Origin of the sequence: Jatrophihabitans sp. (assembly GCF_035474675.1) — a bacterium.
Taxonomy (GTDB): Bacteria; Actinomycetota; Actinomycetes; order Mycobacteriales; family Jatrophihabitantaceae; genus Jatrophihabitans_A.
This window is the reverse complement of sequence record NZ_DATINC010000166.1, coordinates 1-25,293: the sequence shown is the minus strand read 5'-3', so window position 1 is coordinate 25,293 and position 25,293 is coordinate 1. Positions and strand designations below refer to the sequence as shown.

24 protein-coding genes are annotated in these 25,293 nt (G+C 70.6%); 15 read left to right on the top strand and 9 right to left on the bottom strand.

Features of this window, described 5'->3' with window-relative positions; genetic code table 11:
* Positions 1-259: 259 nt before the first annotated feature.
* From VLJ82_RS19630 to VLJ82_RS19615, 4 genes are all read right to left on the bottom strand, one after another.
* Complete coding sequence (locus VLJ82_RS19630; RefSeq protein ID WP_408665057.1) at positions 260-556, bottom strand: DUF1416 domain-containing protein; 297 nt, start codon at positions 554-556, stop codon at positions 260-262.
* A complete protein-coding gene (locus tag VLJ82_RS19625) occupies positions 556-1,404 on the bottom strand; it encodes a sulfurtransferase (RefSeq protein ID WP_408665056.1) in 849 nt (282 codons plus the stop codon). The genes VLJ82_RS19630 and VLJ82_RS19625 overlap by 1 nt, the downstream gene beginning before the upstream one ends.
* A gap of 300 nt (positions 1,405-1,704) precedes the next feature.
* Positions 1,705-2,607 (bottom strand): hypothetical protein, encoded by a 903-nt coding sequence (locus VLJ82_RS19620; RefSeq protein WP_408665055.1) that lies wholly within the window; start codon positions 2,605-2,607, stop codon positions 1,705-1,707.
* Positions 2,604-3,395, bottom strand: coding sequence for an alpha/beta hydrolase (locus VLJ82_RS19615; RefSeq protein WP_408665054.1), 792 nt, complete (start codon positions 3,393-3,395; stop codon positions 2,604-2,606). The genes VLJ82_RS19620 and VLJ82_RS19615 overlap by 4 nt, the downstream gene beginning before the upstream one ends.
* Positions 3,396-3,464: 69 nt before the next feature.
* Between VLJ82_RS19615 and VLJ82_RS19610 the strand changes: the two genes are divergently transcribed.
* From VLJ82_RS19610 to VLJ82_RS19575, 8 genes are all read left to right on the top strand, one after another.
* Positions 3,465-4,220 (top strand): winged helix-turn-helix transcriptional regulator, encoded by a 756-nt coding sequence (locus VLJ82_RS19610; RefSeq protein WP_408665053.1) that lies wholly within the window; start codon positions 3,465-3,467, stop codon positions 4,218-4,220.
* Between the two features lie 10 nt (positions 4,221-4,230).
* Positions 4,231-5,124: a mycothiol synthase gene (mshD, locus tag VLJ82_RS19605; protein ID WP_408665052.1), complete on the top strand. Its 894-nt coding sequence runs from the start codon at positions 4,231-4,233 to the stop codon at positions 5,122-5,124.
* Between the two features lie 159 nt (positions 5,125-5,283).
* Positions 5,284-6,408, top strand: coding sequence for a phosphate ABC transporter substrate-binding protein PstS (gene pstS / locus VLJ82_RS19600; RefSeq protein WP_408665051.1), 1,125 nt, complete (start codon positions 5,284-5,286; stop codon positions 6,406-6,408).
* Between the two features lie 138 nt (positions 6,409-6,546).
* On the top strand, positions 6,547-7,677 hold the full coding sequence (gene pstC / locus VLJ82_RS19595) for a phosphate ABC transporter permease subunit PstC (RefSeq protein ID WP_408665050.1): 1,131 nt from the start codon (positions 6,547-6,549) through the stop codon (positions 7,675-7,677).
* Positions 7,674-8,606 (top strand): phosphate ABC transporter permease PstA, encoded by a 933-nt coding sequence (gene pstA / locus VLJ82_RS19590; protein ID WP_408665049.1) that lies wholly within the window; start codon positions 7,674-7,676, stop codon positions 8,604-8,606. The genes pstC and pstA overlap by 4 nt, the downstream gene beginning before the upstream one ends.
* Before the next feature lie 67 nt (positions 8,607-8,673).
* Positions 8,674-9,453, top strand: coding sequence for a phosphate ABC transporter ATP-binding protein PstB (gene pstB / locus VLJ82_RS19585; protein WP_408665048.1), 780 nt, complete (start codon positions 8,674-8,676; stop codon positions 9,451-9,453).
* A gap of 95 nt (positions 9,454-9,548) precedes the next feature.
* Positions 9,549-10,685, top strand: coding sequence for a Fic family protein (locus VLJ82_RS19580; RefSeq protein ID WP_408665047.1), 1,137 nt, complete (start codon positions 9,549-9,551; stop codon positions 10,683-10,685).
* A 161-nt stretch (positions 10,686-10,846) separates the two neighbouring features.
* Positions 10,847-11,389: a carboxymuconolactone decarboxylase family protein gene (locus tag VLJ82_RS19575; protein ID WP_408665046.1), complete on the top strand. Its 543-nt coding sequence runs from the start codon at positions 10,847-10,849 to the stop codon at positions 11,387-11,389.
* Here the strand turns inward: VLJ82_RS19575 and VLJ82_RS19570 are convergent.
* Together VLJ82_RS19570 and VLJ82_RS19565 are read right to left on the bottom strand one after the other, a co-directional pair.
* Entirely contained in the window at positions 11,377-12,612 is a 1,236-nt protein-coding gene (locus tag VLJ82_RS19570; RefSeq protein WP_408665045.1) for a glycosyltransferase family 39 protein, read from the bottom strand. The two genes, VLJ82_RS19575 and VLJ82_RS19570, sit on opposite strands and share 13 nt — an antisense overlap.
* 12 nt (positions 12,613-12,624) lie before the next feature.
* Positions 12,625-14,133 carry a methyltransferase domain-containing protein gene (locus tag VLJ82_RS19565; RefSeq protein WP_408665044.1) on the bottom strand — a complete coding sequence of 503 codons (1,509 nt, stop codon included), beginning with the start codon at positions 14,131-14,133 and terminating at the stop codon, positions 12,625-12,627.
* 115 nt (positions 14,134-14,248) lie between these two features.
* On the opposite strand from VLJ82_RS19565, the gene VLJ82_RS19560 reads away from it, so the two are divergent.
* The 7 genes from VLJ82_RS19560 (at position 14,249) to VLJ82_RS19530 (ending at position 23,048) form a co-directional block, all read left to right on the top strand.
* The gene (locus VLJ82_RS19560) at positions 14,249-14,986 is read left to right on the top strand and encodes a maleylpyruvate isomerase family mycothiol-dependent enzyme (RefSeq protein ID WP_408665043.1); all 738 of its coding nucleotides are present in this window, start codon (positions 14,249-14,251) and stop codon (positions 14,984-14,986) included.
* A gap of 72 nt (positions 14,987-15,058) precedes the next feature.
* A complete protein-coding gene (locus VLJ82_RS19555; RefSeq protein ID WP_408665042.1) occupies positions 15,059-15,478 on the top strand; it encodes a ClpX C4-type zinc finger protein in 420 nt (139 codons plus the stop codon).
* 787 nt (positions 15,479-16,265) lie between these two features.
* Positions 16,266-16,619: a hypothetical protein gene (locus VLJ82_RS19550; RefSeq protein WP_408665041.1), complete on the top strand. Its 354-nt coding sequence runs from the start codon at positions 16,266-16,268 to the stop codon at positions 16,617-16,619.
* Between the two features lie 41 nt (positions 16,620-16,660).
* Positions 16,661-17,581 carry a TIGR03560 family F420-dependent LLM class oxidoreductase gene (locus VLJ82_RS19545; protein ID WP_408665040.1) on the top strand — a complete coding sequence of 307 codons (921 nt, stop codon included), beginning with the start codon at positions 16,661-16,663 and terminating at the stop codon, positions 17,579-17,581.
* Positions 17,582-17,717: 136 nt separating this feature from the next.
* On the top strand, positions 17,718-20,555 hold the full coding sequence (locus tag VLJ82_RS19540) for a putative bifunctional diguanylate cyclase/phosphodiesterase (protein ID WP_408665039.1): 2,838 nt from the start codon (positions 17,718-17,720) through the stop codon (positions 20,553-20,555).
* A complete protein-coding gene (locus tag VLJ82_RS19535) occupies positions 20,552-21,748 on the top strand; it encodes a type III PLP-dependent enzyme (RefSeq protein WP_408665038.1) in 1,197 nt (398 codons plus the stop codon). The genes VLJ82_RS19540 and VLJ82_RS19535 overlap by 4 nt, the downstream gene beginning before the upstream one ends.
* A complete protein-coding gene (locus VLJ82_RS19530) occupies positions 21,741-23,048 on the top strand; it encodes a hypothetical protein (RefSeq protein ID WP_408665037.1) in 1,308 nt (435 codons plus the stop codon). Before VLJ82_RS19535 ends, VLJ82_RS19530 begins: the two co-directional genes overlap by 8 nt.
* A 25-nt stretch (positions 23,049-23,073) precedes the next feature.
* Here VLJ82_RS19530 and VLJ82_RS19525 read toward each other — a convergent pair whose 3' ends face one another.
* The 3 genes from VLJ82_RS19525 to VLJ82_RS19515 form a co-directional block, all read right to left on the bottom strand.
* The gene (locus tag VLJ82_RS19525) at positions 23,074-24,309 is read right to left on the bottom strand and encodes a glycosyltransferase (RefSeq protein WP_408665036.1); all 1,236 of its coding nucleotides are present in this window, start codon (positions 24,307-24,309) and stop codon (positions 23,074-23,076) included.
* Position 24,310: 1 nt separating this feature from the next.
* On the bottom strand, positions 24,311-24,898 hold the full coding sequence (locus VLJ82_RS19520) for a TetR/AcrR family transcriptional regulator (protein ID WP_408665035.1): 588 nt from the start codon (positions 24,896-24,898) through the stop codon (positions 24,311-24,313).
* Positions 24,899-25,082: 184 nt separating this feature from the next.
* Positions 25,083-25,293, bottom strand: a 211-nt coding sequence (locus tag VLJ82_RS19515; RefSeq protein WP_408665034.1) for a hypothetical protein, incomplete at its 5' end; no start/stop codon positions are given.

Genomic DNA, 25,293 nt, shown 5'->3' with positions numbered 1-25,293 from the left:
GGGCCTGGCGAGTCGGCGCGTCTGCACGGCGGGACGCGGTCGAGTCGGCGTGTCTGCACGGCGGGACGCGGTCGAGTCGGCACGTCTGCACGCCGGGGCGCGGTCGAGTCGGCGCATCTGCACGGCCCGTGGCGTCCGCACGGCCTGCGGCGCTTGCTTCCCATGGCAAACAGGCGCTCCCCATGGGCCGTGACCCATGGGGAGCGCACAACGTCCTGCATCCCCTGGTAATCAGCAGGGGCCGGCGGCGCGGCAGCCGTCAGATCGCGACAGCGACCTCCGCCACGACACCCTTCTGAGCCACCACCCGGACGTCCTTGGTGTCCGCCTTGGGCGCGAGCGTCCGCAGCGTCCACTCACCCGGGGCTGCGAAGAACCGGAAGTGGCCGGTCGCCGAGGTGGGCACCTCGGCGGTGAACTCCCCGGTCCTGTCGAGCAGCCTCACGTAGGCGTTGCCCACCGGCTGGTCGTCACGGGTGACGACGCCCTGGATCACCGACTCCTTGGCGACGTCGACACCGTCCAGCGAGAGACCGCCGGTGGTGGCACCGCACATCAGGCCTCGCCCCGCTCGTCACCGAGCGCAACCGGGACACCGACGAGCGAGCCGTACTCGGTCCACGAGCCGTCGTAGTTCTTGACGCTCTCCTGGCCGAGCAGCTCGTGCAGCACGAACCAGGTGTGGCTGGAGCGCTCCCCGATCCGGCAGTAGGCGATGGTGTCCTTGCTGGAATCCAGGCCGGCGTCGGCGTAGAGCTTGGTCAGCTCCTCGTCGGACTTGAAGGTGCCGTCCTCGTTGGCCGCCTTGGACCACGGCACGTTCACCGCGGTCGGGATGTGGCCGGGCCGCTGGGACTGCTCCTGCGGCAGGTGCGCCGGCGCCAGCAGCTTGCCGGAGAACTCGTCGGGCGAGCGGACGTCCACCAGGTTCTTGGTGCCGATCGCGGCGATCGCCTCGTCCCGGAACGCCCGGATCGAGGTGTCCTGGTCCTGGGCGCGGTACTCGGTCGCCGGGCGCGACACCTCGTCCTTGGACAGCGGGCGGCCGTCCAGCTCCCACTTCTTGCGGCCGCCGTCGAGCAGCTTGACGTTCTGGTGGCCGTAGAGCTTGAAGTGCCAGTAGGCGTAAGCGGCGAACCAGTTGTTGTTGCCGCCGTAGAGCACCACGGTGTCGTCGTTGCCGATGCCCTTGGCCGACAGCAGCTTCTCGAACGCCTCCTTGCTGAGCGCATCGCGGACGACCGGATCCTGCAGGTCGGCCTTCCAGTCCAGCTTGACCGCACCGGCGATGTGGCCGGTGTCGTAGGCGGAGGTGTCCTCGTCGACCTCGACGAGCACCACGCCGGGAGTGTCGAGGTTCTGCTCGGCCCAGTCGGCCGAGACGAGCGCTTCCGAGCGGCTCATGATGGTTGTTCTCCTTGCTGAGTAGGGGAGAGCTTCGATCGCGACAGAACGCGGGGGTATCTCCGGTCGCGGTGGCGAGTGCCCGGCGACCTCGCGGTGGGCAGTTCCGGCCGGTGCCGGCCTGGCTACCCGATCAGCGGAGCGGACACAGCGCGCTGCCCACGCGGCACAGGTCGACCGCGCGGCGGGAGGTGAGCAGCTCAGCCATAGTGGGCCCCAGCCTAGCCATCACCTGGGGACCGGCCAAGTGCGGGTGGCCGGCGGGCCGGCGGGTTCGACCGACGGGCCGGCCGATGGGGTTCAGCCGGCCAGCGCGTTGACCAGGACGTAGGCGGCGGGCGTGCTCAGCGCCATGGTCATCAGCACCGCGGCCACCGGGCGCAGCCGGACCGCGGCCCCGACGGGCGCGGGCGGCAGCGCCGACGCGCGCACCCCGCTGAACGCCGCCCCGATCGAGAGCAGGCAAGCCACCGCGGCGATCGCCGCGCCCACGAAGGCGCCCCGGCCGCCGGTGAACTCGATCACCCGGCGCAGGCCGAGCAGCCCCACCAGGGCCCCGGCCAGCACCCCGACCACCACCGCGGGCAGCCCGCGGGCGACCGCCGGGTCGAACCGGGGCGCCGGGTACACCGCGTCGGTGAAGTGGGCCGCCACCAGGCCGGCAGTGATCGCGCCGAGCACCGCCGGGGTGAGGATGTCCCCGTTGCCCTGCCGGCGCAGCACCAGCAGGCCGGCCAGCGCCACCAGCGCCACCAGCAGCACGGTGATGTCGGCCAGCGACTCCACCACCCGGGTGCGCACCACGCCGCGGCTGAGCTGGTGGGCGAACAGCAGCGGCACCGCCAGGCCCAGCACCCCGAGGACCGGCGAGTAGCCGCTGTGCGGCCAGTGCACGGTGGCCGCGTCCGCGCCGCCGGCCGCCAGCACCGCCAGCACCAGGCCACCGCGCCGTCCGGGCACCGCGGTGCCGAACAGCCAGCTGACCGTCAGCAGCAGCTGCACCAGGCCGACGGCCACCAGCAGCGGCACGACGCCCAGGTAGGACCCGGCCGCCAGCACCCCGCCGGTCAGCGCGGTCAGCACCGCCAGCTGGATCTGCAGCGTGCCGGCCGCGGCGGCGGACGGCTGCCGGCCGGCCGGGGCTCCAGCAGCCGCGTCCTCACCAACGGACTCGGCCGGCGTTGCGGAGCTGTCCACGGTCACCGGTTCATGGTGGCAGACGCCTCGGCGTCCGGCGCCTCGACCGCCCGGCGGGCCCAGCCGGCGATCCGCTCCAGCAGGTCGTCGGTCATGGCGGTCTCGGCATGTCCGAGGCCCGCCTCGATCCACAGTTCGGCGTGCGGGGCGGCCGCCGCCAGCATCCGGGGGTGCTCCAGGCCGAAGTACGGGTCGGCGTCGCCGTGCACCAGCAGCAGCGGCGCGGTGATCGAGGACGCCACCTCCACCGGGGAGGCCGGCAGCACGTCCCAGCCGCCGCCGATCCGGGTCCGGTGCACCCGGTGCAGCACCAGCCGGCCGATCCGGGTCTCCACGCCCAGGTGCAGCCGGCGCATCGCCTCGGTGCCGCGCTCGAACCAGCGGCCCGGCCCGCTGACCGCGACCACCGCGTCCGGGGTGCCGCCGAGGCCCGCGTAGCGGATCATGATCGAGGCGCCCATCGAGAAGCCGACGGTCACCACCGGCAGTCGCGGCCGGCGCTCGCGCAGCCAGTCCAGGCCGGCCGCCACGTCGGCGATCTCGTCCACCCCGATGGTGGACCTGCCGCCCGACGCACCGTGCCCGCGGAAATTCAGCGCCAGCACCGAGCCGCCGCCCGCCCGCAGTGCCTCCGCGATCCGGACCACCCGCGGCTGCCGCGAGGAGCCGGTGAAGCCGTGCCCGAGCAGGTAGGAGGGACCGCTGGAGGTATCGGAAACATCGGCGTAATAGTCGGCCGCTAGAACTATCCCGTCCGCTGTCCGAAGGCGTACAGGTTCCGGACCCTCGATCATGGGAGCATTGTTCCCCAGCGTTCCCTCATTCCCTACCGCCGGTCAGCCGCTACCGGCCCGGGAGGCGTCATGGAGATCTGCCTGCTCACCACGGCGGCACAGCCGACCACCGAGGTGCTGCCCGCCCTCGGGCTGCTCGGGCACACGGTCACCGTCTTCGACTACGACGTCAGCCCGCTGCTGGGCATCGGCGCTGACGTGGTGCTGATCGACGCCCGGTTCAACCTGGCCGGTGCCCGGGCGTTCAGCAAGGTGCTGGCCGGCGCTGAGGCGAACCTGCCGGTGCTGGCGGTGCTGAAGGAGGGCGGCCTGGTGGCGCTGTCGGCGGACTGGGCGGTCGACGACGTGCTGCTGGACACCGCCGGCCCCGCCGAGACCGACGCCCGGCTGCGGTTGGCGGTGGCCCGGCGCAGCTCCACGGTGGAGGGGGAGCCGGGGGTGGTGAAGGTGGGCGAGCTGACCATCGAGGAAGCCACCTACACCGCCAAGCTGCGCTCCACGGTGCTCGACCTGACCTACAAGGAGTTCGAGCTGCTGAAGTTCCTGGCCCAGCACCCGGGGCGGGTGTTCACCCGCTCACACCTGCTGCAGGAGGTGTGGGGCTACGACTACTTCGGCGGCACCCGGACCGTCGACGTGCACGTGCGCCGGCTGCGCGCCAAGCTGGGCGTGGAGTCCGAGGCGCTGATCGGCACGGTGCGCAACGTCGGCTACAAGTTCGTCAAACCCGCCGAGCCGGGCCTGCGGGCCCGGGGTGCCGAGCCCACCGGTGCTGCCGTCGCGGACCGGCCCAGCGCCGCGGGCTCGGCTGAGCGGCCCCGCTAACCTTGCCCGTGTGACCGCGCCGATCTCCGATGTAGCCGTCCTCAGCCCGGAGCTGGTGGCGGCGATCAGCACCCTGGCGCGGCAGAGCCCGGACGCCGCCGACACCCCGCCACTGAGCGAGCAGGCCCTGCTCCGGTTGACCGCCGGCCCGCCGGTGCGCCATCTGGTCTACCAGCAGGCCTACCAGGAGGAGAGCACGCTGCTCGGCTACGCCCAGCTCGAGCCGGGTGAGCACACCTGCTCGGTGGAGCTGGTGGCCACCGACCCGCTGGTGGCCACCGAGCTGCTGGAGGCCGCCGGCCGGCTGGTGGACCCGGCGAGCCTGCGGCTGTGGGCGCACGGACGCAACAGCGTCGCCGCCCAGGCCGGCATGCAGGCCGGCTGGCAACCGGTACGCACCCTGCTCCAGCTGCGCGTCTCCCTCGACGAGCTGGAGCTCGGCGAGCCCCGGTTGCCGGACGGGGTGAGCATCCGGCCGTTCCGGCCGGGCTTCGACGAGCAGGCCTGGCTGGCCGTCAACGCCCGGGCCTTCGCCGCCCACCCCGAGCAGGGCCGGTGGACCCTGGCCGACCTCGAGGACCGGCTTGCCGCGCCGTGGTTCGACTCGGCCGGCTTCCTGCTCGCGGTGCGCGCCGACGGGCAGCTGCTCGGCTACCACTGGACCAAGGTGCACACCGAGACGCCGGAGCCGATGGGCGAGGTGTACGTGCTGGGCGTCGACCCTGACGCCCAGGGCCTCTCGCTCGGCAGGGCCCTGCTGGTCGCCGGGCTGCGCTACCTGCGCGAGCGCGACCTGGGCACCGTGCTGCTCTACGTCGAGGCCGACAACACCCCCGCCCGGGCCCTGTACGAAGGCCTCGGGTTCACCGTGTTCGCGCGCGATATCCAGTTCGCGGCCGGCTGAACAAGCCGCCCACAGTCGTTCACGTCCCGTTAACCAAGCACTTCCCGGCCCGCCACCTCGGCTCCTTAACTTTGCCCTGTCAACGATTGGCGAACGGCTGCGTCGCGGTGCCCGCTGGGCACCCGCACCCAGCCCTACCAACCACGAAAGGGACTATCGGTGTCGATCACCACCCGCACGGGCGTTCTGGCAGGCCTCGCGGCCGGCGCCATCGCGCTGACCGGCTGCGGTTCGAGCGGCTCCACGGCGGATGCCGGCGGCAGCAAGCCGAACTCGGCCTCGAACCCGGCCGGCCAGACGGCGTGCGCCAGCGGTTCGCTCAAGGCCGAGGGTTCCACCGCGCAGAAGAACGCGATGGAGCAGTGGATCAAGGACTTCCAGACCAAGTGCAGCGGTACCACCATCACCTACAACGGCACCGGCTCGGGTGCCGGCGTCTCCAACTTCATCGCCAAGCAGGACGACTTCGCGGGCTCGGACTCGGCCCTGGACCCGGGCAAGGACGAGGTCGCCAAGGCCACTGCCGCCTGCGGCTCGCCGGCCCTGAACCTGCCGATGGTGACCGGCCCGATCGCCGTCGCCTACAAGCTCGACGGCGTGCAGGGCCTGACCCTGACCCCGCAGGTCATCACCGAGATCTTCCTGGGCAAGATCACCAGCTGGGATGACCCGGCCATCAAGGCCCTCAACTCCGGCGCCTCGCTGCCCTCGACCAGGATCACGGTGTTCTACCGCAGCGACTCCTCGGGCACCACCCAGAACTTCGAGAAGTACCTGGCCGCCACCGACCCGTCGGGCTTCACCTCCAAGCCTGACAAGGACTCCTCCAAGGCCGGGTTCGCGGGCCAGGGCAAGACCGGCTCGCAGGGCGTGCAGCAGGCGATCGGCTCGACCGAGGGCGGCATCGGCTACGTCGAGTGGTCCTTCGCGGTCAGCGGCGACCTCGAGACCGCCAAGGTCGACAACGGGGCCGGCCCGGTCGAGCTGACCGCCGACAGCGCCGGCGCGGCGGTGGCGGCGGCCAAGGTGGCCAGCAACGGCGGGCAGGACCTGACGCTCAAGCTGGACTACGCGACCAAGACCTCCGGGGCGTACCCGATCATCCTGGTCACCTACGAGATCGTCTGCTCCAAGTACTCCGACCCGAAGATCGGCGCGCTGGTCAAGTCGTTCCTGACCTACACCGCCGGCGACGGCCAGGCAGCGTTGCAGGACCTGGGCTACGCCCCGCTGCCGTCGGAGATCCAGGCCAAGGTGCAGGCCGCGGTCGCGACCATCAGCTAGGCAGTTGCCCTGATACCTGATCTTCGAGCGAGCAGATCCCCGCTGGACGGCACCGGCCCGAGGCCGCACCGTCCGGCGGGGATTGCCCGTGAAAGGCAGCCGTAGTTGATCCCCTACCAGACCAAGGTGAGGCCGCAGATGGATCGGACGCCGTCAGACAGCGGGCCGGCTCGGCTGGCCGACCCCGACCTCGACTTCGAACCCCGGCCGGACGCTGCGGGCTCGGCGCCGTCGGGCGGCCAGCGGGCGGTCGAGCCGTTTCTCGCCACCAGCCAGCCCGCCGGGGTCAGCATCTCGGCGGAGGCCGAGCCGGTGTTCGGAGCCGGCACGCTGGGCGGCAACCTCGGCCCGGGCCGGTTCGCCGACCGGGTGCTGGCGGGGCTGAGCTCCGGGGCCGGCGCCTTCCTGGTGCTGCTGATCGGCCTGGTCACCCTGTTCCTGGTGATCAGGGCGCTGCCGGCGATCACCGCCGACCAGTCCAACTTCCTGACCGCGCGCAGCTGGGACGTCGGCGGCGACAGCCCCGACTTCGGGGTGCTGCCGCTGCTGTGGGTCACGGTGCTGGTCTCGCTGCTGGCCATGGCGTTCGCGGTGCCGGTCGCGATCGGCATCGCCCTGTTCATCTCGCACTACGCGCCGGCCCAGGTGGCCCGTCCGGTGGCCTACGTCATCGACCTGCTGGCGGCGATCCCGTCGATCATCTACGGCGTCTGGGGCATCGCGGTGCTGGCGCCGAAGATCCAGCCGCTGGCCGACCTGCTGTCCCGGCACGCGGGCTGGTTCCCGCTGTTCGCCGATGAGAATGTCAAGGGCGGCACCATCTTCACCGGTGGGGTGGTGCTGGCGGTGATGATCCTGCCGATCGTCACCGCGATCGGCCGGGACGTCTTCGAGCGCACCCCGCGGGCCAACATCGAGGCGGCCTGGGCGCTGGGCGCCACCCACTGGGAGGTGATCCGGACGGCGGTGCTGCCCTACGGCCGGGCCGGCCTGGTCAGCGGCGCGATGCTGGGCCTGGGCCGGGCACTCGGCGAGACCATCGCGATCACCCTGATCCTGTCGAAGGTTTCCAACACCGGGCCGTTCTCGTACTCGATCTTCAACGGCGGCGAGACCTTCGCCTCCAAGATCGCCAACAACGCCTCGGAGTTCAACAGCCCGGCCCAGACCGGTGCCTACATCGCCGCCGGCCTGGTGCTGTTCGTGCTGACCTTCGCCGTCAACGCCGCCGCCCGCTGGGTGGTCAACCGCCGCAAGGAGTTCGCATGACCAGCGCGACGACCGTCCACCCGCTGGCCGCCGCACCCGGCACCGGCTGGCGCAAGACCAAGGACCGGATCGCCACCACGGTGATCTACGGCTGCTTCCTGCTCGCCCTGGTGCCGCTGGTCTGGCTGCTGTGGACGGTGGTCAGCCGCGGGCTGTCGGCCATCACCCGCGACGGCTGGTTCACCGGCAGCCAGCGCGGCATCACCTACCGCGACCCGGGCGGCGGCGTGCTGCACGCGGTCGTCGGCACCCTGGAGCAGGTCGCGCTCTGCACGCTGATCTCGGTGCCGATCGCACTGCTGGTGGCGATCTACCTGGTGGAGTACGGCCGCGGCCCGCTGGCCCGCGCCACCACCTTCATGGTCGACATCCTCACCGGCATCCCCTCGATCGTGGCGGCGCTGTTCATCTACGCGGTGTTCGTCACCACCTTCTCCGGCCAGCGCGCCGGCTGGCTGGTCTCGCTGGCGCTGGTGATGCTGATGATCCCGGTGGTGGTGCGGACCACCGAGGAGATGCTCCGGCTGGTCCCGGACGAGCTGCGCGAGGCGTCCTACGCCCTGGGGGTGCCGAAGTGGAAGACCATCGTCAAGGTGGTGCTGCCGACCGCGATGAGCGGGATCATGACCGGCGTCGTGCTGGGGGTGGCCCGGGTGGCCGGCGAGACCGCGCCGCTGCTGGTGCTGGTGGGCTACTCCCCCAACGACAACAACAACCTGTTCAGCGGGCCGCAGGGCTCGCTGCCCGGCATGATCAAGGACCAGTTCGGCAACCTGGGCAGCACCACCATCCTGCGCGGCGGGCACAAGGTCAGCGTGCACTACGCGGCCGACCGGATGTGGGGTGCCGCGCTTACCCTGATCCTGCTGGTGATGGTGCTGAACCTGATCGCCCGGCTGATCGCCAGCCGCAGCAAGATGTCCTCCTGACGGCCTCCTCTCGTAACCGCCCGTCATTCGTTGTACGAAAACCATTCCAGACAAGGGGAAGCGCCAGATGGCCAAGCGGATCGAAGCCCGCAACCTCAACATCTACTACGGCAAGTTCCTGGCGGTGGCCGATGTCGACTTCACCATCGCGCCCCGCTCGGTGACCGCCTTCATCGGCCCGTCCGGCTGCGGCAAGTCCACCGTGCTGCGCACCATCAACCGGATGCACGAGGTGATCGCCGGGGCCACCGTGCAGGGCGAGCTGCTGCTGGACGGCGAGGACATCTACGGCGCGGATATCGACCCGGTCAACGTCCGGCGCACCATCGGCATGGTGTTCCAGCGGCCGAACCCGTTCCCTACCATGTCGATCTACGACAACGTGGCGGCCGGGCTGAAGCTGCAGGCCTCCCGCCGCAAGCGGGGCGAGCTGGACGCGGTGGTCGAGAAGTCGCTGCGGGCGGCCAACCTGTGGGACGAGGTCAAGGACCGGCTCGCCAAGCCCGGCGCAGGCCTGTCCGGTGGCCAGCAGCAGCGGCTGTGCATCGCGCGGGCGATCGCCGTCGAACCGCAGGTGCTGCTGATGGACGAGCCGTGCTCGGCGCTGGACCCGATCTCCACCCTGGCGATCGAGGACCTGATCCAGTCGTTGAAGCAGCAGTACACGATCGTGATCGTCACCCACAACATGCAGCAGGCGGCCCGGGTCAGCGAGCGCACCGCGTTCTTCAACCTCTCCGGGCTCGGCAAGCCCGGCCAGCTGGTCGAGATCGACGACACCCAGAAGATCTTCTCCAACCCCCGCGAGCGGCGTACCGAGGACTACATCTCCGGCCGCTTCGGCTGAGCTTCAGCGCGGCTGCGTAATAGTTTGATACATTCATAAGCTTGAAATGATAGAAACTAACTATCGTAGCGAGCTAATGAAACGGACTTAGCATCATGCTGTTCCAAGCTCCGGTCCTGGACGCGGAGGAACTGGCCGTCCTCCGCCAGCTCGACGAGCTGAAGAAGAGCCTGCGGTACTCGCTGCACGAACCCAAGCGGTGGAACGGCTCGCTGCGCCGGCTGTCGTTCGCCCGCAACATCCAGGGGTCCAACAGCATCGAGGGCTTCGACGCCGCGCTGGACGACGCGGCCGCCGTGGCCGTCGGCGAGGAACCGCTGGACGTCACCATCCAGACCCGGCTGGCCTTGGAGGGCTACCGCACCGCGATGACGTACGTCCTGCAACTGTCCGAGGAGGCGGACGACTTCCGGTACAGCACCCAGCTCCTCAAGAGCCTGCACTTCATGATGACCGGCTATGCCCTGGCCAACCGGCCGGGTCGATGGCGCGCGGGCCCGGTCTATGTACACCGGGCCGAAACCGACGAGATCGTTCACGAGGGTGTGGACATCGACTTCGTTCCCGGACTGATGGAGGAACTGGTCGGCTACCTCGATGCCGGTGACGACGTCACGATCGTCAAGGCAGCCATGGCGCATCTCAACCTGGTGATGATCCATCCGTTCCGGGACGGCAACGGCCGGATGGCCCGATGCCTGCAGAGCCTCGTGCTGGCTCGTGAGGGCGTGCTGTCTCCGGTCTTCATGAGCATCGAGGAATACCTGGGACGGAACACCCCCGCCTACTACCAGGTCCTGGGCGAGGTGGGTGGTGGCTCGTGGCGTCCCGAGCGGGACGCGCGTCCCTGGATTCGCTTCGTGCTCACCGCCCATCTGCGCCAGGCACGCACCCTGCGCCAGCGGGTCCGGGATTCGGAAAGGCTGTGGAGCGCCCTGGTGAAGCTGGTCGGCGACGAGGATGACCGGGCGCTGCTGGCTCTGTACGACGCCGCCTTCGGATTCCGGATACGGCGGGGTACCTACCGCAAGATCGTGGCGGAGGGCGGGGAGGAGATTTCCGAGCAGACCGCTGGCCGCGACCTGAAGTCACTTGCGGACCGGGGATTCCTGCTGCCGCACGGCGAACGCCGCGGGCGCTACTACGTCGCCGCCCCCTCGGTCCGGAACCTGCTGCGCGACGTCAAGAAGGACCGGGATCCTCGCGACGACCGAGATCCGTTCAGCAGCTGATCGAAGGCACGGCAGCGTCACCTGCCGGGGCGTGTTTCAGCTCCGGACCGGCGATAGTTCTTCGAAATTGCCCACTCGTTGCGAGGTATCGCGCTCGGCTCGTTCATTGGATAGTGTCACTATACAAGCCATTGACCACAACTGAAAGGGCGTGACTTCCCATGGCCCACATCGCTCTTGGCGTCAACGAGACCGACTACCCCGGCATCTCCGGTCCCCTGATCTACCGCGCGGAAACCGCGCGGCCGCTCAGCGAGCTCGCCGAGGTGCTGCTGCGCGGGCCGAGCACCCTCAGCCGTGGCGAGCGCGAGTTGATCGCTGCCTACGTCTCCGGCCGCAACGAGTGCACGTTCTGCTGCGGGTCGCACTCGGCGATCGCCGCCGTCCAGCTCGAGGAGGACGTCGAGTTCGTCGAGCAGGTGCGCGGCGACCTCGACCACGCGCCGGTCTCGCCGAAGCTGCGCGCGCTGCTGCGGATCGCCGGCGCGGTCCAGGTCAGCGGTCGCGACGTCACTCCGGAGCTGATCAACGCCGCCCGCAAGGCCGGTGCCAGCGACCTGGAACTGCACGACGCCGTCCTGATCGCGGCCGCGTTCTGCATGTACAACCGGTACGTCGACGGCCTGGGCACGATGGCGCCGGACGACCCGGACCTCTACGCCCACGCCGCCAAGCGGATCAGCGAATACGGTTACCTGGTCTGAGCAGCCGGCTCGGGAGCCCGGAGGATCCGGCGCACCCCGAGCACGGCGAGGACGCCCAGGCAGCCCCACAGCAGCAGCGCGCCGACCAGCTCGATGCCGACCAGGCCCCAGTAGTCGGCATGGTTCCACGGAAAGCCGTGCGCCCACCGGGTGTAGATCTTGAACAGCACCAGTCCGGCGCCGAGGTTGTAGGCGGTGGCCCAGCCGAGGTTGAGCAGGTAGGCCGCGGCCATCGCCCAGACCAGGTACTGGCAGCCGAACGCGGGGCTCAGGAACAGGAAGCTGACCAGTGACAGGCCGACCGCCTCGGCGGCCATCGCCGGCCGGCGCCAGACCAGCACGGCCGGCACCGCGGCGCACAGCAGCACGATCGGGAACCGTCCGGTGCCGGTGAGGAAATCGGCCCAGCCGGGGTCGTCGAACCAGTGCCCGATCTGGATCAGGCCCCACTGGCTGATCCCGCTGCCGGCGTAGCCCAGCACGTGCTCTCGGACCGGTTTGCCTTCCGCGATCAGGGCCGGCAGCCAGCTGATCCCGAACGCGAGCAGGAAACCGGCGCCGAACCGCAGCAGGCTGCGCCGGCCCCGGGTGAAAGCGAGTACCAGCAGCGCCGGGATCGCCACCACCGGAACGACCTTGATCCCGATCGCGATGCCCATCGACAGGCCACCGGCCAGCGGCTTGTCGCGGTCGGCGAGCAGGTGCAGCGCCAGCAGGGTGAACAGCACGAAGACCGGATCGGTGTTGCCGTGGAAGCCGGAGATGATGACCAGCACCGGGCTGGCCGCGACCAGGCCGGCCGCCCAGCCGGCCTCGCGCAGGCTGCGGCGCCGGCGCAGGATCTCGAACACCAGCAAGGCCGAGCCCACGTCGGCGAGGCTGGCCACCGAGCGGATCGAGAAGCCGATGCCCAGGCCGTGCTGGCGACCCAGGTCGACCAGCCACAGGAAGTAGCCGATCACCGGCGGGTGGTTGTAGAAGGACCGTTCGAAGGTGATGCCGTAGACGCCCACCGGGCCGCGCTCGGCCACCCCGTTGACGAAGTCCGTCCAGTGCCGGATGTCGTTGGTGCCGTACGTCCGGGCGGCGATGGTTGCCTTGAGCAGCAGGAACAGCAGGGCCAGCCCCAGCACCAGCCGCCGGCGCCGGACGACCAGGCGCTGCTCGCCGTCCGCCGGGCGGTCGCCGGCCAGCTCGGAACGTGCCGCTTCGGAAGTGGTCATGTCAGCCGGGGATCAGCCGTGGTGGGTGACGGAGCCGGCATGGTGCGGGCGCAGCCTGGCCACGAACTGGTAGCCGAACACGGTCGGGCGCAGCCGCACCAGCCGCCGGTCCAGCGCCCCGGCCGCCCGCGAGGTCCACCGATCGGTCCGGGCCAGCACCTCCAGCGGCAGGCCGGTGTACTCCAGCTGCAGGAGGTCCAGGCCCGCGGCGCTGATCGTCCGGCGCAGGCTCTTGCGGGAGAAGAAGCGCAGGTGCGTCTCGTCCAGGATGCCGCGCCGGTCGTAGTCGAAGGCCCCGGCCGCGACCCGGCCGCGGGAGTACCAGTGACCGAAGTTCGGCGTCGAGATCACGATCTGGCCGGTGGGTGCCAGCACCTCGACCATCTGGCGCAGCAGCTTCTCGGGATACCGGACGTGCTCGATGACATCGGCCGCGATCACCACGTCGAAGTCGCCGCCGGCAGCCTCCGGAATGCCGTCCTCGAGGTCGCCGAGGACGAAGTCGTCGACCCGGTCGCGGACTCCGGGTATCTCCATGCCGTCCACGCCGACCACCTTGTGGCCGAGCTGCCGGATTCGCTCGGACAGCCGGCCGCCGGAACAGCCGAGGTCGAGCACCCGGCCGGGCGGCAGCGCCGCCAGCATCCCGGTGATGACGGTGTGCGAGCTGCCCTCGCCCTCCTTGGCGGCGTACTCCGGATCCGCGGGCACCCAGCGGTGAGTGCCGATGCCCACCTTGGTCAGCCGGTACTGCAGCACGTCGCGGACCACGTCGCGGGCGTACTTCAGCCCGTCGACGTAGCAGATCTCGTCGCCGTAGTAGGTGGGGATCGGCACTTCGACGATCCGCTTCCCGGCGTCGAGCAGCTGGATGATGATCTGGGTGTCGAAGTCGAAGTCGTCGGTGTTGAACTCCAGCGGCAGCTCGGCCAGCGCCGCGACCCGGTAGGCGCGGTAGCCGGAGTGGAACTCCGAGAGCGTCGAGTTCAACAGCCGGTTCTCGACCGAGGTGAGCACCCGGTTGCCGAGGTACTTGTAGAGCGGCATGCCACCGGCCCGGGCGGAGCCGGCCTGCAGCATCCGGGAGCCGAACACCGCGTCGGCCTCGCCGCGCTCCAGCGGGGCCAGCAGGTCGGCCATCACCTCCGGGGCGTACTGGCCGTCGCCGTGCAGCAGCACCACCAGGTCCAGGCCGCGTTCGGCGGCCAGCCGGTAACCGGCCTTCTGATTGCCGCCGTAGCCGAGGTTGCTGACGTGCCGGACCACCGTGGTCGGGATCGCGCCGTTGGCCTGCCGCCAGGCCAGTCCCGCGTCCACGGTGCGGTCGGAGCTGGCGTCGTCGCAGATCAGGATCTCGTCGATCCGGGACCGCATGTCGGGTGGAATGCGGTCCAGCGTGGCCTGCAGGGTGGACTCGGCGTTGTAGGCCACCACCAGCACACCGATCCGCAGGCGACCGGTTCCGGCGTCGTCCGGGGTCGCGGCGGGCTCGGCTGGGGAGTCGGCGAACTCGGGCACCATGAAGTCACGCTAGCAAAACCGGGTGGTGCGGCCGGTACGCAGACCGCACGCCAGGGCCCTGACCTCCGCAAGCCGCGAGAAATACCGGTCGCTGCCTGCCCGCTACCGTCGGCGGATGCAGGTCTACGACATGATTGTGGACGAGCGCCGGCATGCCGCGGATCTGCTGAGCACGCTCACCCCGGACCAGCTCCGGACGCCGAGCCTGTGCGCGGGATGGACGGTGCACGACGTGGCGGCCCACCTGACCACCTTCCTGCGGTTCGGCCAGTTCAAGATCTACCTGGGCCTGGTCGCCACCGCCGCCGACTTCGACCGGGTCAATGAGTGGCTGACGCGGCGGGCGGCTGGTAAGTCCGACGCGGAGATCGTCGAGCTGCTGCGGCGGCGGGCCGGCGCGCGGACCACCGTGCCACGCTCGGGCTACGACCCGGTGCTGGCCGACGTCGTCCTGCACGACCTCGACATCCGCCTTCCGCTCGGCATCGGCCGCGACATTCCCGAAGACCGGCTGGCGGTGGCGTTCCACCACCTGACCTCCCGCCCGTCGCCCGGGTACGCGATGGGGTCGCGGTTGGACGGGCTGCGGTTCACCGCCACCGACACCGGTTGGGACGCCGGCGCGGGGCCGTCGGTACGCGGGCCGGCCGAGGCGCTGGTGCTCGGCATCGGCGGCCGGGCCGGAGTGCTCGACGAGCTGAGCGGGGACGGGGTGCCGGTACTGCGGCAGCGGCTGGCCACCTCGCAGCGGGCCGGCGCGCTGCAACGGCTCGCCGGACCGCTCGGACTGCTGGTGCGCCCGCAGCCGCGTACCCGCCGGTCCCGTGACGCCGGCGCGCCGTCTCTCGGCTGAAGAGGTTGACACGTCAGGCTAGTCCTGACAGCCTGTCAGGACTAGCCTGACGCCTACCTGCGGAGGAATGCCGTGCGTGCCGAGCCAGCCACCGCCGCCGCGATCGCCTGCTCGTTCTGTGCCAAGCCGGCCCCGGAGGTCGCCAAGATCATCGCGGGGCCCGGCATCTACATCTGCAACGAGTGCGTGCAGCTGTGCACCGAGATCCTCGCCGCCGACGCCGGCCCTCCCGCCGACCAGCCCGATGCCCCGTCCGATGCCCAGTCCGAGGAGGTCGACCCGCCGGCCGAGCTGACCTACTGGCAGGAGATGACCGACGAGCAGCTGCTCGCCCAGCTGCCCAAGATCGCCCGGGTGGCCGACCAGGTGGAGGGCAGCCTGACCACCTGGGTGCGTCGCACCCGCAGCCGCGGGGTGTCCTGGGCGCGGATCGGTGTGGCGCTGGACATGACCCGGCAATCGGCGTGGGAGCGCTTCTCCGACCGCGAGTGAGGCGACCCGAGCACGACGCCTGCCGTTGCTGATGTCCGGCTCCTGATCAGACGGCAAGTTCACAGTGCCTCGTTACGATCAATCGATGACCGCGTCTGCGACTGACCGGGCGAGTTCTCGTGCGCGCTGAAATCCTGCTGTGCTCGGTCGCACTGACCGGGCTGGCCTTGCTGGCCCTGGTGCGTGCGCGCAGTTCGCGGGCGGGCAGCCACCGCTACGCTCCAGGCCGCGGCAGGCACATCGGCGGCGCGGTCGGCGTCCTGGCAGCCGTGGTTGCGTTCGTGACGACAGCCGTGGTCGCGGCCGTGGCGATGCTCTCGCCCACCATCCGTCCGGACCGGGTGCCCGGACCGGACTCGACTCCCCAGCCGAGCCAGCGGGCCGCTGCGCCGGGTGGACCGCGTGGCAGCGCAGCGACGACTCCGTTCCAATCGAAGGCCTCCGCATCCCCGGCCAGCTCGTCGATGCCGAGTTCGGCGGAGCCGACGAGATGGACGCGCGTCCTGGTAACACCCTTCGGCGAGCCTGCGGCGTCGCAAACTTCTCCTGCCAGCAGTGCACCGGCCGCGACGCCGACGCAGGCGCGGCCGTCGCCAACGCCCAGCAAGACCGAGGCGAAGCCGGCGCATCGCACTCCTCCCACCAGTCCCCCGGGCCGTCCGACGAGCAAGCCGAAGCCGACGGCTCCCCGGGGCAAGCCCTGATCCGTCGGCCGATCTGGAATGCTGCTGGCGTGGACCCGCTGCTTTCTCGGATCGAGGCTCTTGACGAACCCGGGTGCTATTCGGTGACCTTCACGCTGGGCACCGGCGAGGACCGCGCCCTGGTGATCCGGATGCGGGGCGACGAGCCGGTGGTGCCGTCGGCGAACTCGCTGCCCGGCTGGGTTCCGGGCTCGCGGATCGCCACCGGCACCATCGCGGTGGTGCGGGCGCTGCACCAGGCCCGGCAGGGTGTGGGCGGGTCCGGCGCCCAGCTGGCCGACGTCGACGGCGGCTGGGACGTCAGCATCGGCAACGTGGTGCTCTCGTCCGAGGGAGTGCCTACCTGTGTCGGGCACGGCGAGCTGGCTCCGGCCGGGGACGGCGTGTACCGGTGCGAGACCTGCGGCGCGGCCGCCCGCTACGACCGCCAACCCTGACCTGTAGCTCCTGAACGGGGCAGCCCATGGAAATCCATGTGATGATCGAGCCCCACAACGGAGCCTCCTACGACGATCAGCTGGCGATCGCGCTGGCCACCGGCGCCGCCGGACTGGACGGCCTCTTCCGGGCCGATCACTATCTCGCCGGTGTCGACCACCCCCGGTCCGAATGGCTTACCGATGCCTGGACCACGCTGGCGGGACTTGCCCGGGACACCACCGGGATCACGCTGGGCAGTCTGGTCAGCCCGGTCACCTTCAGGACGCCGGCGCAGCTGGCCATTCTGGTCGCGCAGGTCGATGCGATGAGTGGCGGCCGGATCGAGCTCGGCCTGGGTGCCGGCTGGTGGAAAGCCGAACACCGCACCTTCGGCATCGACTTTCCGGCTGCGCACGAACGATTCGGCCGGATGGCCGAGCAGCTGGAGATCATCACCCGGCTGTGGCGAACCCCGCCCGGAGCGCGCCTGGACTACGTCGGCACGTTCTACCAGCTGGAGAACGCACCGGGCGTGCGCTGCCACCGGGACGGCGGTGTGCCGATCATCATCGGTGGCAGCGGACCGCGCCGGACACCCCTGCTGGCCGCCCGCTTCGCGCGTGAGTTCAACTCCGGTTGGCTGTCACCGGCCCGGACCAGGGCGGAGTTCGACCGGGTGCACGCTGCCTGTCGCGACATCGGCCGCGATCCGGCGTCCCTGAGACTTTCGACGGTGCAGACGGTCTGCGTCGGACGAACCGCGGCGGAGCTGCGCACCCGGGCGACATCCCTCGGACTCTCCCTGGAGGAGCTGGAGGCCGATTCGATCGGAATCACCGGGACTACCGACCAGGCCGCGGACCGCATCAGGCAGTACCGGGATGCGGGTGCTGATCGGCTCTACCTGGAATTCCTCGACCTGACCGACCTCGACCAGCTGGCAGTGCTCGCTGGCGAAGTCCTCCCACTCCTGACATAGCGCCCGCCGCACACCACGGAAATCGCACTGCCGGGGTGAACGGATCAGCCGACCGGCAGCTCTTTGTTACTCACAGTCATTTAACTTGTGCTGACCGTGGTCGATGGGCAAGGGACTATCCCCAAGGGAGAAGCCTGTGGCCATCGCCCACGCACCGCGCCCGGCTGCCGCGCTGGTGCCGGACCTGCCGTCGTACGACATGCAGGCCTTCCGGCGTGCCGCGGCACTGGTCGGTGCGGCCGTGCTGGCACTGGGCATCTGCTTCGTCGCGCGGCTGGGTGGCCCGCACACGGTGCGCACGCTGTCGAACGTCGCCCTGTTCTGCGCGGCCTTCGCCGCATCGATCGGCTGTGTTCTGCGGTCCCGCCGGGCCACCGGCCGGGTCCGGCTGTCCTGGGTGCTGCTCGGAGCGGCCACCGCGTCATGGGGCGTCGGGCAGCTGTTGTGGTTCTGGTTCGAGTCGGTGATGGGCGATGCGGTGCCGTTCCCGTCCCTCGCCGACGTCGGCTACCTGGGCATGCCGATCTTCACCGTGGCGGGCCTGCTGGTGCTCGGCACCGCCGCCCAGACCGCGGCCAACCGGGCCCGCAGCGTGCTGGACGGCGCCATGATTGCGACGTCCCTGCTGCTGATCAGCTGGACACTGGTCCTCGGCCCCACCATCGCCGCCGGCGCGGACAACCTGTTCGCCCTGACGATCAGCCTGTCCTACCCGGTCAGCGACGTGGTCATGGTGACCATCGTGATGTACGTCCTCGCGGGCCGCCGACAGCGGCATGCCGACAACGTCCCGCTGATCCTGGTCGGCTGCGGGCTGGCCACTTTTGCTTTGTCCGACAGTGGATTCACCTACCTCACCCTGACCGACGCCTACAGCTCCGGCAGCCCTACCGACCTCGGCTGGTTCACCGGCTTCCTGCTCATCCTGCTGGCCTCGCTGCGTCCCGAGCGCAGTGTCGCGCACCGCTCGGCAGTGGCCAAGCAGGTCCGCAACTTCGGCCTGCTGATGCCCTACATCGCGGTGGTGGCCGCGGTGGTCACCACCGTCCTGGACAAGCTGCAGGGGCGCAGCAGCGGCTCCAGCTTCATCTCCTGGGACCGGTCGGTGCTGATCCTGCTGATGGTCGGCCGCCAGGTGCTGACCATGCTGGAGAACCGCACGCTGACCCGGGGCCTGGAGGCCCGGGTGGCCGAGCGCACCCAGGAGCTCAAGACCAGCGAGCAGCGCTTCCGGGCCCTGGTGCTGCACAGCTCCGACGTGGTCAGCGTGGTGGACACCGACTCGGTCGTGCAGTACCAGAGCGAGTCCATCGAGCGGGTCTTCGGCCACCACGCCCACCGGCTGGTGGGTGCGCCGCTGACCTCGATCTTCCAGCCCGAGGCAGCCACCGCGCTGCTCGAAGCCCTGAAGAGCGCCAGCCTGCGCTCGCGCGGCGTCGCGGTGATCGAGCTGCCGCTGGTACGCGCCGACGGACGGATCTGCCAGGCCGAGATCTCGGTGACCAACCTGCTGGAAGACCCGGCGGTCGGTGCCCTGGTGCTCAACATGCGCGACGTAACCGAGCGGCGGGAGCTGGAGAATCAGCTCATCCACGAAGCCTTCCACGACACCCTCACCGGCCTTGCCAACCGCGCGCTGTTCACCGACCGGGTCGGCCAGGCGTTGCAGCGGCGGGCCGGTTCGGAGTTCCGGATCGCGGTGCTGTTCCTGGACCTGGACGGGTTCAAGGAGACCAACGACAGCCAGGGCCACGCCGCCGGCGACGCCATGCTGGTCGAGGTGGCACGCCGGCTGCTGGGCGCCGTTCGCCCCGAGGACACCGTGGCACGCCTGGGCGGGGACGAGTTCGCGGTCCTGATCGGGTGCCTGCACGACGACGAGGAGAACAACGCCCGCGCGGTAGCCGAGCGGATCCGGGCCACCCTGAGCGCACCGTTCGCGATCGACAACCAGCCGGCGTTCATCCGGGCCAGCATCGGCATCGCCTACGCCGACTCCGGCGCCGAGGACGCCGGGCAGCTGCTGCGCAACGCCGACCTGGCCATGTACCGGGCGAAGGCGGCCGGCGAGGGCGGCTACGTCCTCTACAACCCGACCATGCATGCCGCGCTGGTCGACCGGCTGCAGGTCGCCGCCGACCTGCGGGTCGGCCTCGAGCGGGGTCACTTCGAGCTGTACTACCAGCCCGAGGTCGACATGAACGGCGGCGACATCCTCGGTTTCGAGGCGCTGATCCGCTGGCACCACCCCGAACGCGGCCTGGTGCCGCCGGACCAGTTCATCCCGCTCGCCGAGACCACCGGCCTGATCCGGCCACTCGGCCAGTGGGTGCTGGAGGAGGCCTGCCGCCAGGCCGCCCTCTGGTCGCAGGCGATGGGCCGCCAGATCGGCATGGCCGTCAACGTCTCCAGCCACCAGCTGGGCCAGAGCGACTTCCTCGCGGTGGTCGCCAACGCGCTGTCCAGCACCGGCATCGTGCCGGGCCAGCTCTGCCTGGAGATGACCGAGAGCGTCCTGATGAACGACACCGAGGACATCCTCACGCTGCTCAACCAGCTCAAGGACCTCGGCGTGCGGCTGGCCATCGATGACTTCGGCACCGGCTACTCCTCGCTGAGCTACCTGCACCGGTTCCCCTTCGACACCCTCAAGATCGACCGGTCGTTCGTCGAACGGGTCACCAGCCCGTCGGGCGAGGCGACGCTGGCCCGGACCATCGTGCAGCTCGGACACGGCCTCGGCGTCACCACCATCGCCGAGGGCCTGGAGAACCGCGCGCAGTACGAGGCGCTGCGCCGGATCGGCTGCAACATCGGCCAGGGCTTCCTCATCTCCAAGCCGGTCCCGGCCGATCAGGCCACCGAGCTGCTGGTCGCCGAGCTCTCGGACCAGCGTGCCACCGGCCACCCCGCGCCGCGCAGCGCCGCCAAGCCCGGCAAGCCCAGGACGAAGTCGAAGGTGCCGGTGGCATGAGCATCCCTGTCGCCAGCCCGGTCGTCCCGAGGCTGCTCCCCGGCTACTGGCCGGCGTCGCTGGCCCCGGCACGACTGGCGATCATCGATCGGGAAACGCCGTTCCTGGCCTTCGACCCCGACATCGTGGCCGCTCAGCTGATGCGGTTCCGCAGCGCGCTGCCCGGCGTCAGCGTCCACTACGCCATGAAGTGCAACGGCGACGAGACCGTGCTGCGGCGGCTGCACGAGCAGGGCGCGGGCTTCGAGATCGCCTCGGTCGGCGAGCTGCGCCGGTTACTGGAACTCGGCGTGCACGCCGAGGACGTGCTGTTCAGCAACCCGGTCAAGCCGCCGGCCGCCATCGCGCACGCCCGCGCCGCGGGGGTGTGGCGTTTCAGCTTCGACTCCGAGCGGGAACTGTCCAAGATCGCCGCCGAGGCGCCCGGGGCGGCGGTGTACCTGCGGCTGCGGGTGGACGACTCCGACAGCGTGTTCCCGCTGTCCCGCAAGTTCGGCGCGAACTCGGCCGAAGGGCTGCGCGGCCTGCTGCGGGCCCGCGAGCTCGGCCTGCACCCGTACGGCCTCACCTTCCACGTCGGCTCGCAGTGCACCCGGCCGGCCACCTGGGCCCGCGCCGTCGCGGTCGCGGCGCAGCTGATGGAACGGCTCGCCGAGCACGGCATCGTGCTGAACATGCTCAACCTGGGCGGCGGCTTCCCAGCCCACTACGGCGGCGCCGTGCCGTCCATCAGCTCGATCGGCACGGCGATCAGCGAGGCGCTGGAAGACCATTTGCCTTACCAGCCCGGACTCATCGCCGCCGAGCCCGGCCGGTACCTGGTGGCCGAGAGCGGCGTGCTGGTGGCGACCGTGCTGGGACGGGCCGTGCGGGACGGGCAGAACTGGCTCTACCTCGACGTCGGCGCCTACAACGGCCTGATGGAGACCCTGCAGACCGGCCAGACCTGGGAGTTCCCGCTCTGGACGTCGCGGTCCGGCCACGGCGGCGGCCCGCTCGAGTCCTTCACGGTGACCGGGCCCAGCTGCGACAGCTCGGACACCATGTTCCACGACGTCCGGCTGCCTGCCTCGCTCGACGAGGGCGACCGGATCTACATCGCCTCCGCCGGCGCCTACACCCTGAGCTACGCCTCGACCTTCAACGGATTCCCGCTGCCGGCCGCGTATCCGATCGACGAAGTGGATGGCTGAGCGTCCCGCGGACCGCGAGTTCCTGCTCGCCGGCCTGATCGACTCGTTCGGTCTGTCACTGGGCTGGACGACCTTCACGCTGCTTGCCGTCGAACGCCACGGCCTGAGCACCGCGGCCCTGTACAACGCGGCCATGCTGATCGGCATCGTGCTGTCGGCACCGGCGACCATGTGGCTGTCCCGGGTGCTCTCCGGCGGTGCGCTGCTCACCCTGGTCGGAGCGGTCGAACTGCCGCTGCGGGTGCTCACCCTGGCCGGCCTGCTGCTCGGCACGCCGGCTCCGGTCATCTCGGCTGCGGTGGTGGCGATGAACGTCGCCGCCTGGACCGGGTATGCCGGCATGCGCGCCGAGGTCGCCGACCGGGCCCCAGGGCCGAGAGCGATGGTGCGCTACGCGGTGGCGATCGCCGCCATCGAGGCCGCCGCGGCCAGCGTGGCCGCCCTGCTGCCGGTGACCAGCTCGGGTGCGGCGGGCCGGCTGGCCCTGACCGCCGTCCTGATGCTCTACCCGGCGAGCCTGGCCCCACAGTTCTGGTGCGCCCGGCACGCCCGGGTGCCCAGCGGTCGCCAGCTGGCCGCTGTGCCAGACCCGCTGGCCGAACTCGCCCAGCTGACCGAGGTCGGCCAGCCGGTCCGGCCAGCGGACCGCTCCCCGGTGACCGCGCTGCTGCTGGCCGGCACCGCGGTGATGCTGATCGGGTCGGGCCCGGCCACCCTGAACACCGCGCTGGCCGTCGACCTGTACGGCCAGCTGTCGGTGATCGCGGCGTCGATCGCGTTCACCGCCGGCTGCCTGCTGGCCACCCGCGCCAGCGCCGCGGTGTCCCGGCTGCGGGCGAGCACCGGCCTGCTCTGGACCGGCTGGGGTATCGGCATGCTGGTGGGCTGGCTGGTCGCGCCCTGGCAGCTGACCGGCCTGCTGCTCGCCCAGCTGCTGTCGGGGCTGTGCCTGACCGCCTTCCACGGCGAGATGGACTCGGCGATCTCGGCCACCGCCCGCCCGGAACGGCTCACCACCCTGCTCGCGGTGGCCGGCGCGCTGCGCGCGATCGGCAGCGCGGTCGCGGTCCGGCTGCTGCCGCTGCTGGTGGGCCTGGCCGGCCTGGTCGGTTACGCCACCGGCCTGATCGCGTTATTGGCTGTGGGCAGCAGCCTATTGGCGCTGCTCGGCCGGACCTCCAGCATGGGCCCGGCTTTGAGCGGTGCCAGACCGGCACCCGGCCGGCACCGAGCCAGCAGCAACCGCGTTCCGGACGCCGAACCCGCTGACCTTGCCGCCTCGGTGCTCACCACCGCCTGACCGGGGCGTCTCCAGGTTCGGCGGTTCAGGTCACGAGGAGAGTCTGCTCCACGGCATCGGCGCCAGCAGGCCCGTTCCCGGCGTGCTCGAAGGCGGCGGCGACTGCACGGGCGCCGTCGGCGCGGGCCATCGCCGCTGTCACGGCGTTCCGCAACGCGCCGGCGGCGTTGCCGGACCGGAGCCTGCGCTTGGGCAGCCGCACACCCGCGCCAGCGTTCTCGACCCGACGGGCGACTTCGTGCTGGTCGCGCCCGAACGGCACGACACAGACCGGAACTCCGTATGCCAGCGCTTTCTGAGTGGCTCCCATCCCACCGTGGGTGACGGCACAAGCGGCGTACCGCAGGATCGCGGCGTGCGGCAGGGCCTCGGCGACGTGAGCGTTAGCCGGCACCTCGAAGGTGCCGGCGCCCGCCGGAACGGTCGCCACCACCTGGAACGGCTCGTCGGCCAGCGCCTCCAGCGCGACCTGGACCAGCCTGCCGTCGTCCTGGTATTCCGACGACGTGGTCACCAGCACGACGGGACGGCCCACCTGGTCCAGCCACGGTGGCGGCGCGGCCGGCGGATCCCACGCGCACGGGCCGATCAGTCGTACCGACGACGGCCAGTCTGAGCGCGGGTATTCGAAGGGCTCGGCGGTCATCGAGAGTACGAGCGGCGCCGAGGTGACGATGCCGGTGATGCCGGACAGTGGCGCGAGTCCCTGCCGGGTACGCACTTCGTTCACCTGCGGAACGATGACCCGCTCGAACCCGCCGGTGATGACCGGGCTCAGCGCCCGGTCGCGCAGCCGGCCGAGTGGCCCCCGCGCGGGCGGCAGTCCGGGACCGAACGGCGGCACGTCGCGCGAGGGAAGCGGCAGCGGGTAGGAACACCAGCGTCCCCAGGCGATGCCGGCCCGTTCGGCGACCGCCGCGGCTCCCCAGCAGTTGAAGTCCACCAGGACGGCATCCGGCGACTCCTCCCCCAGCGCCGCCGACAGATCCGCCTGTTCGAACTCGGCCCGGCGTGCGAACACCCGCAACGACCGCTTGATCGCCCCGCTCGGGTTCCACGCCTTGTAGTCGTCGTGCGCGATCGATTCGATCTGCCGCGCCACCGGCGCCGCGTCGAAGCCCAGCTCCTGCATCGTCGGCACGGCCGAGGCAAGCGTCCGGACCGCTATGTCATGGCCTCGGGCCCGCAGCTCGGCCAACACGGGCACGACCGGATACAGGTCGCCGCGCGACGGTGATGTGTAGGCGAGGATGCGTGCCATGTCAGGCTCCTGAGGTCAGTGGCTCGAGCAATTCCGACAACGCCAGTTCGACTTGCTTGCGTGACAGCTTCCGGTCTCGGCGCAGCACCTTCCAGGTTCCGACGTCGCACACCGCCATCAGCTGGGCGAGGCGGCGGGCCCGGGCCACGCCGGTCAGCGAGTCCAGCGTCGGGGCGAACACCTGCTCACACCACGCTTCATGCATGCGACGGCCATTGGCCGCTACCTCGGCGACGAACGGGCGGAGGTGCTCGGCCGCGAGCATCCGCACCACGCCGTCGCCGAGCGCGTCGTAGTGGTCCACCAGAACGGTTATTGCGCCCGCGAGGTCACCTGGCGTGACGGCCCCGCGCTGATCGGCCACCCGCCCGGCTGCGCGGGCGAAGGCGGCCGCCTCGGCGCCTTCCCGGCCTCCGAACCTGCGGATCACCGTCTGCACCGACACCCCGGCGGCGGCCGCGATCACATCTAGTGTCGGTTCGCCGCTGGGCGTCTCCCAGAACAGCCGCTCGACGGCGTCGAGGATCCGATCCGCCGTTTCCCTGGCAGCGACAGCCCGTACCCGCATCTGGTACGGGCGCTTATTCATGTTAGTAACGTTAACATGAAATTCTCGCCTGGCAAGGCCCGGTGTACAGGGGCGCAAGCATTCCTATTCGCGCAAGCATGCGTACGGGTGTGAGAACTGCGGATGGCGGTAAAGCACGGCAAGGACTTCTCGCTTGCCCGCCCGGCCGTGGTTCTGTTGGTGCTCGCCTCGGTCTTCCGCCGGGTCAGGAGTCGGTTGCGTCCGGGGCGGCGCGGCGGCGGTTGCGCTGGGCCAGTGCCGCGCGCAGCAGCGCATCCAGCTCGTCGTCGCTGAGGTCGTCCAGCTCCGACTTCTCCGCCGCACCAGCGCCGAAGTCCGGGTCGGCCGACACGATCTCGGCTAGCTCGGCGATCGTCGGATGCGCGAAGATCTGGTGCACCGGCAGATCAACCCCG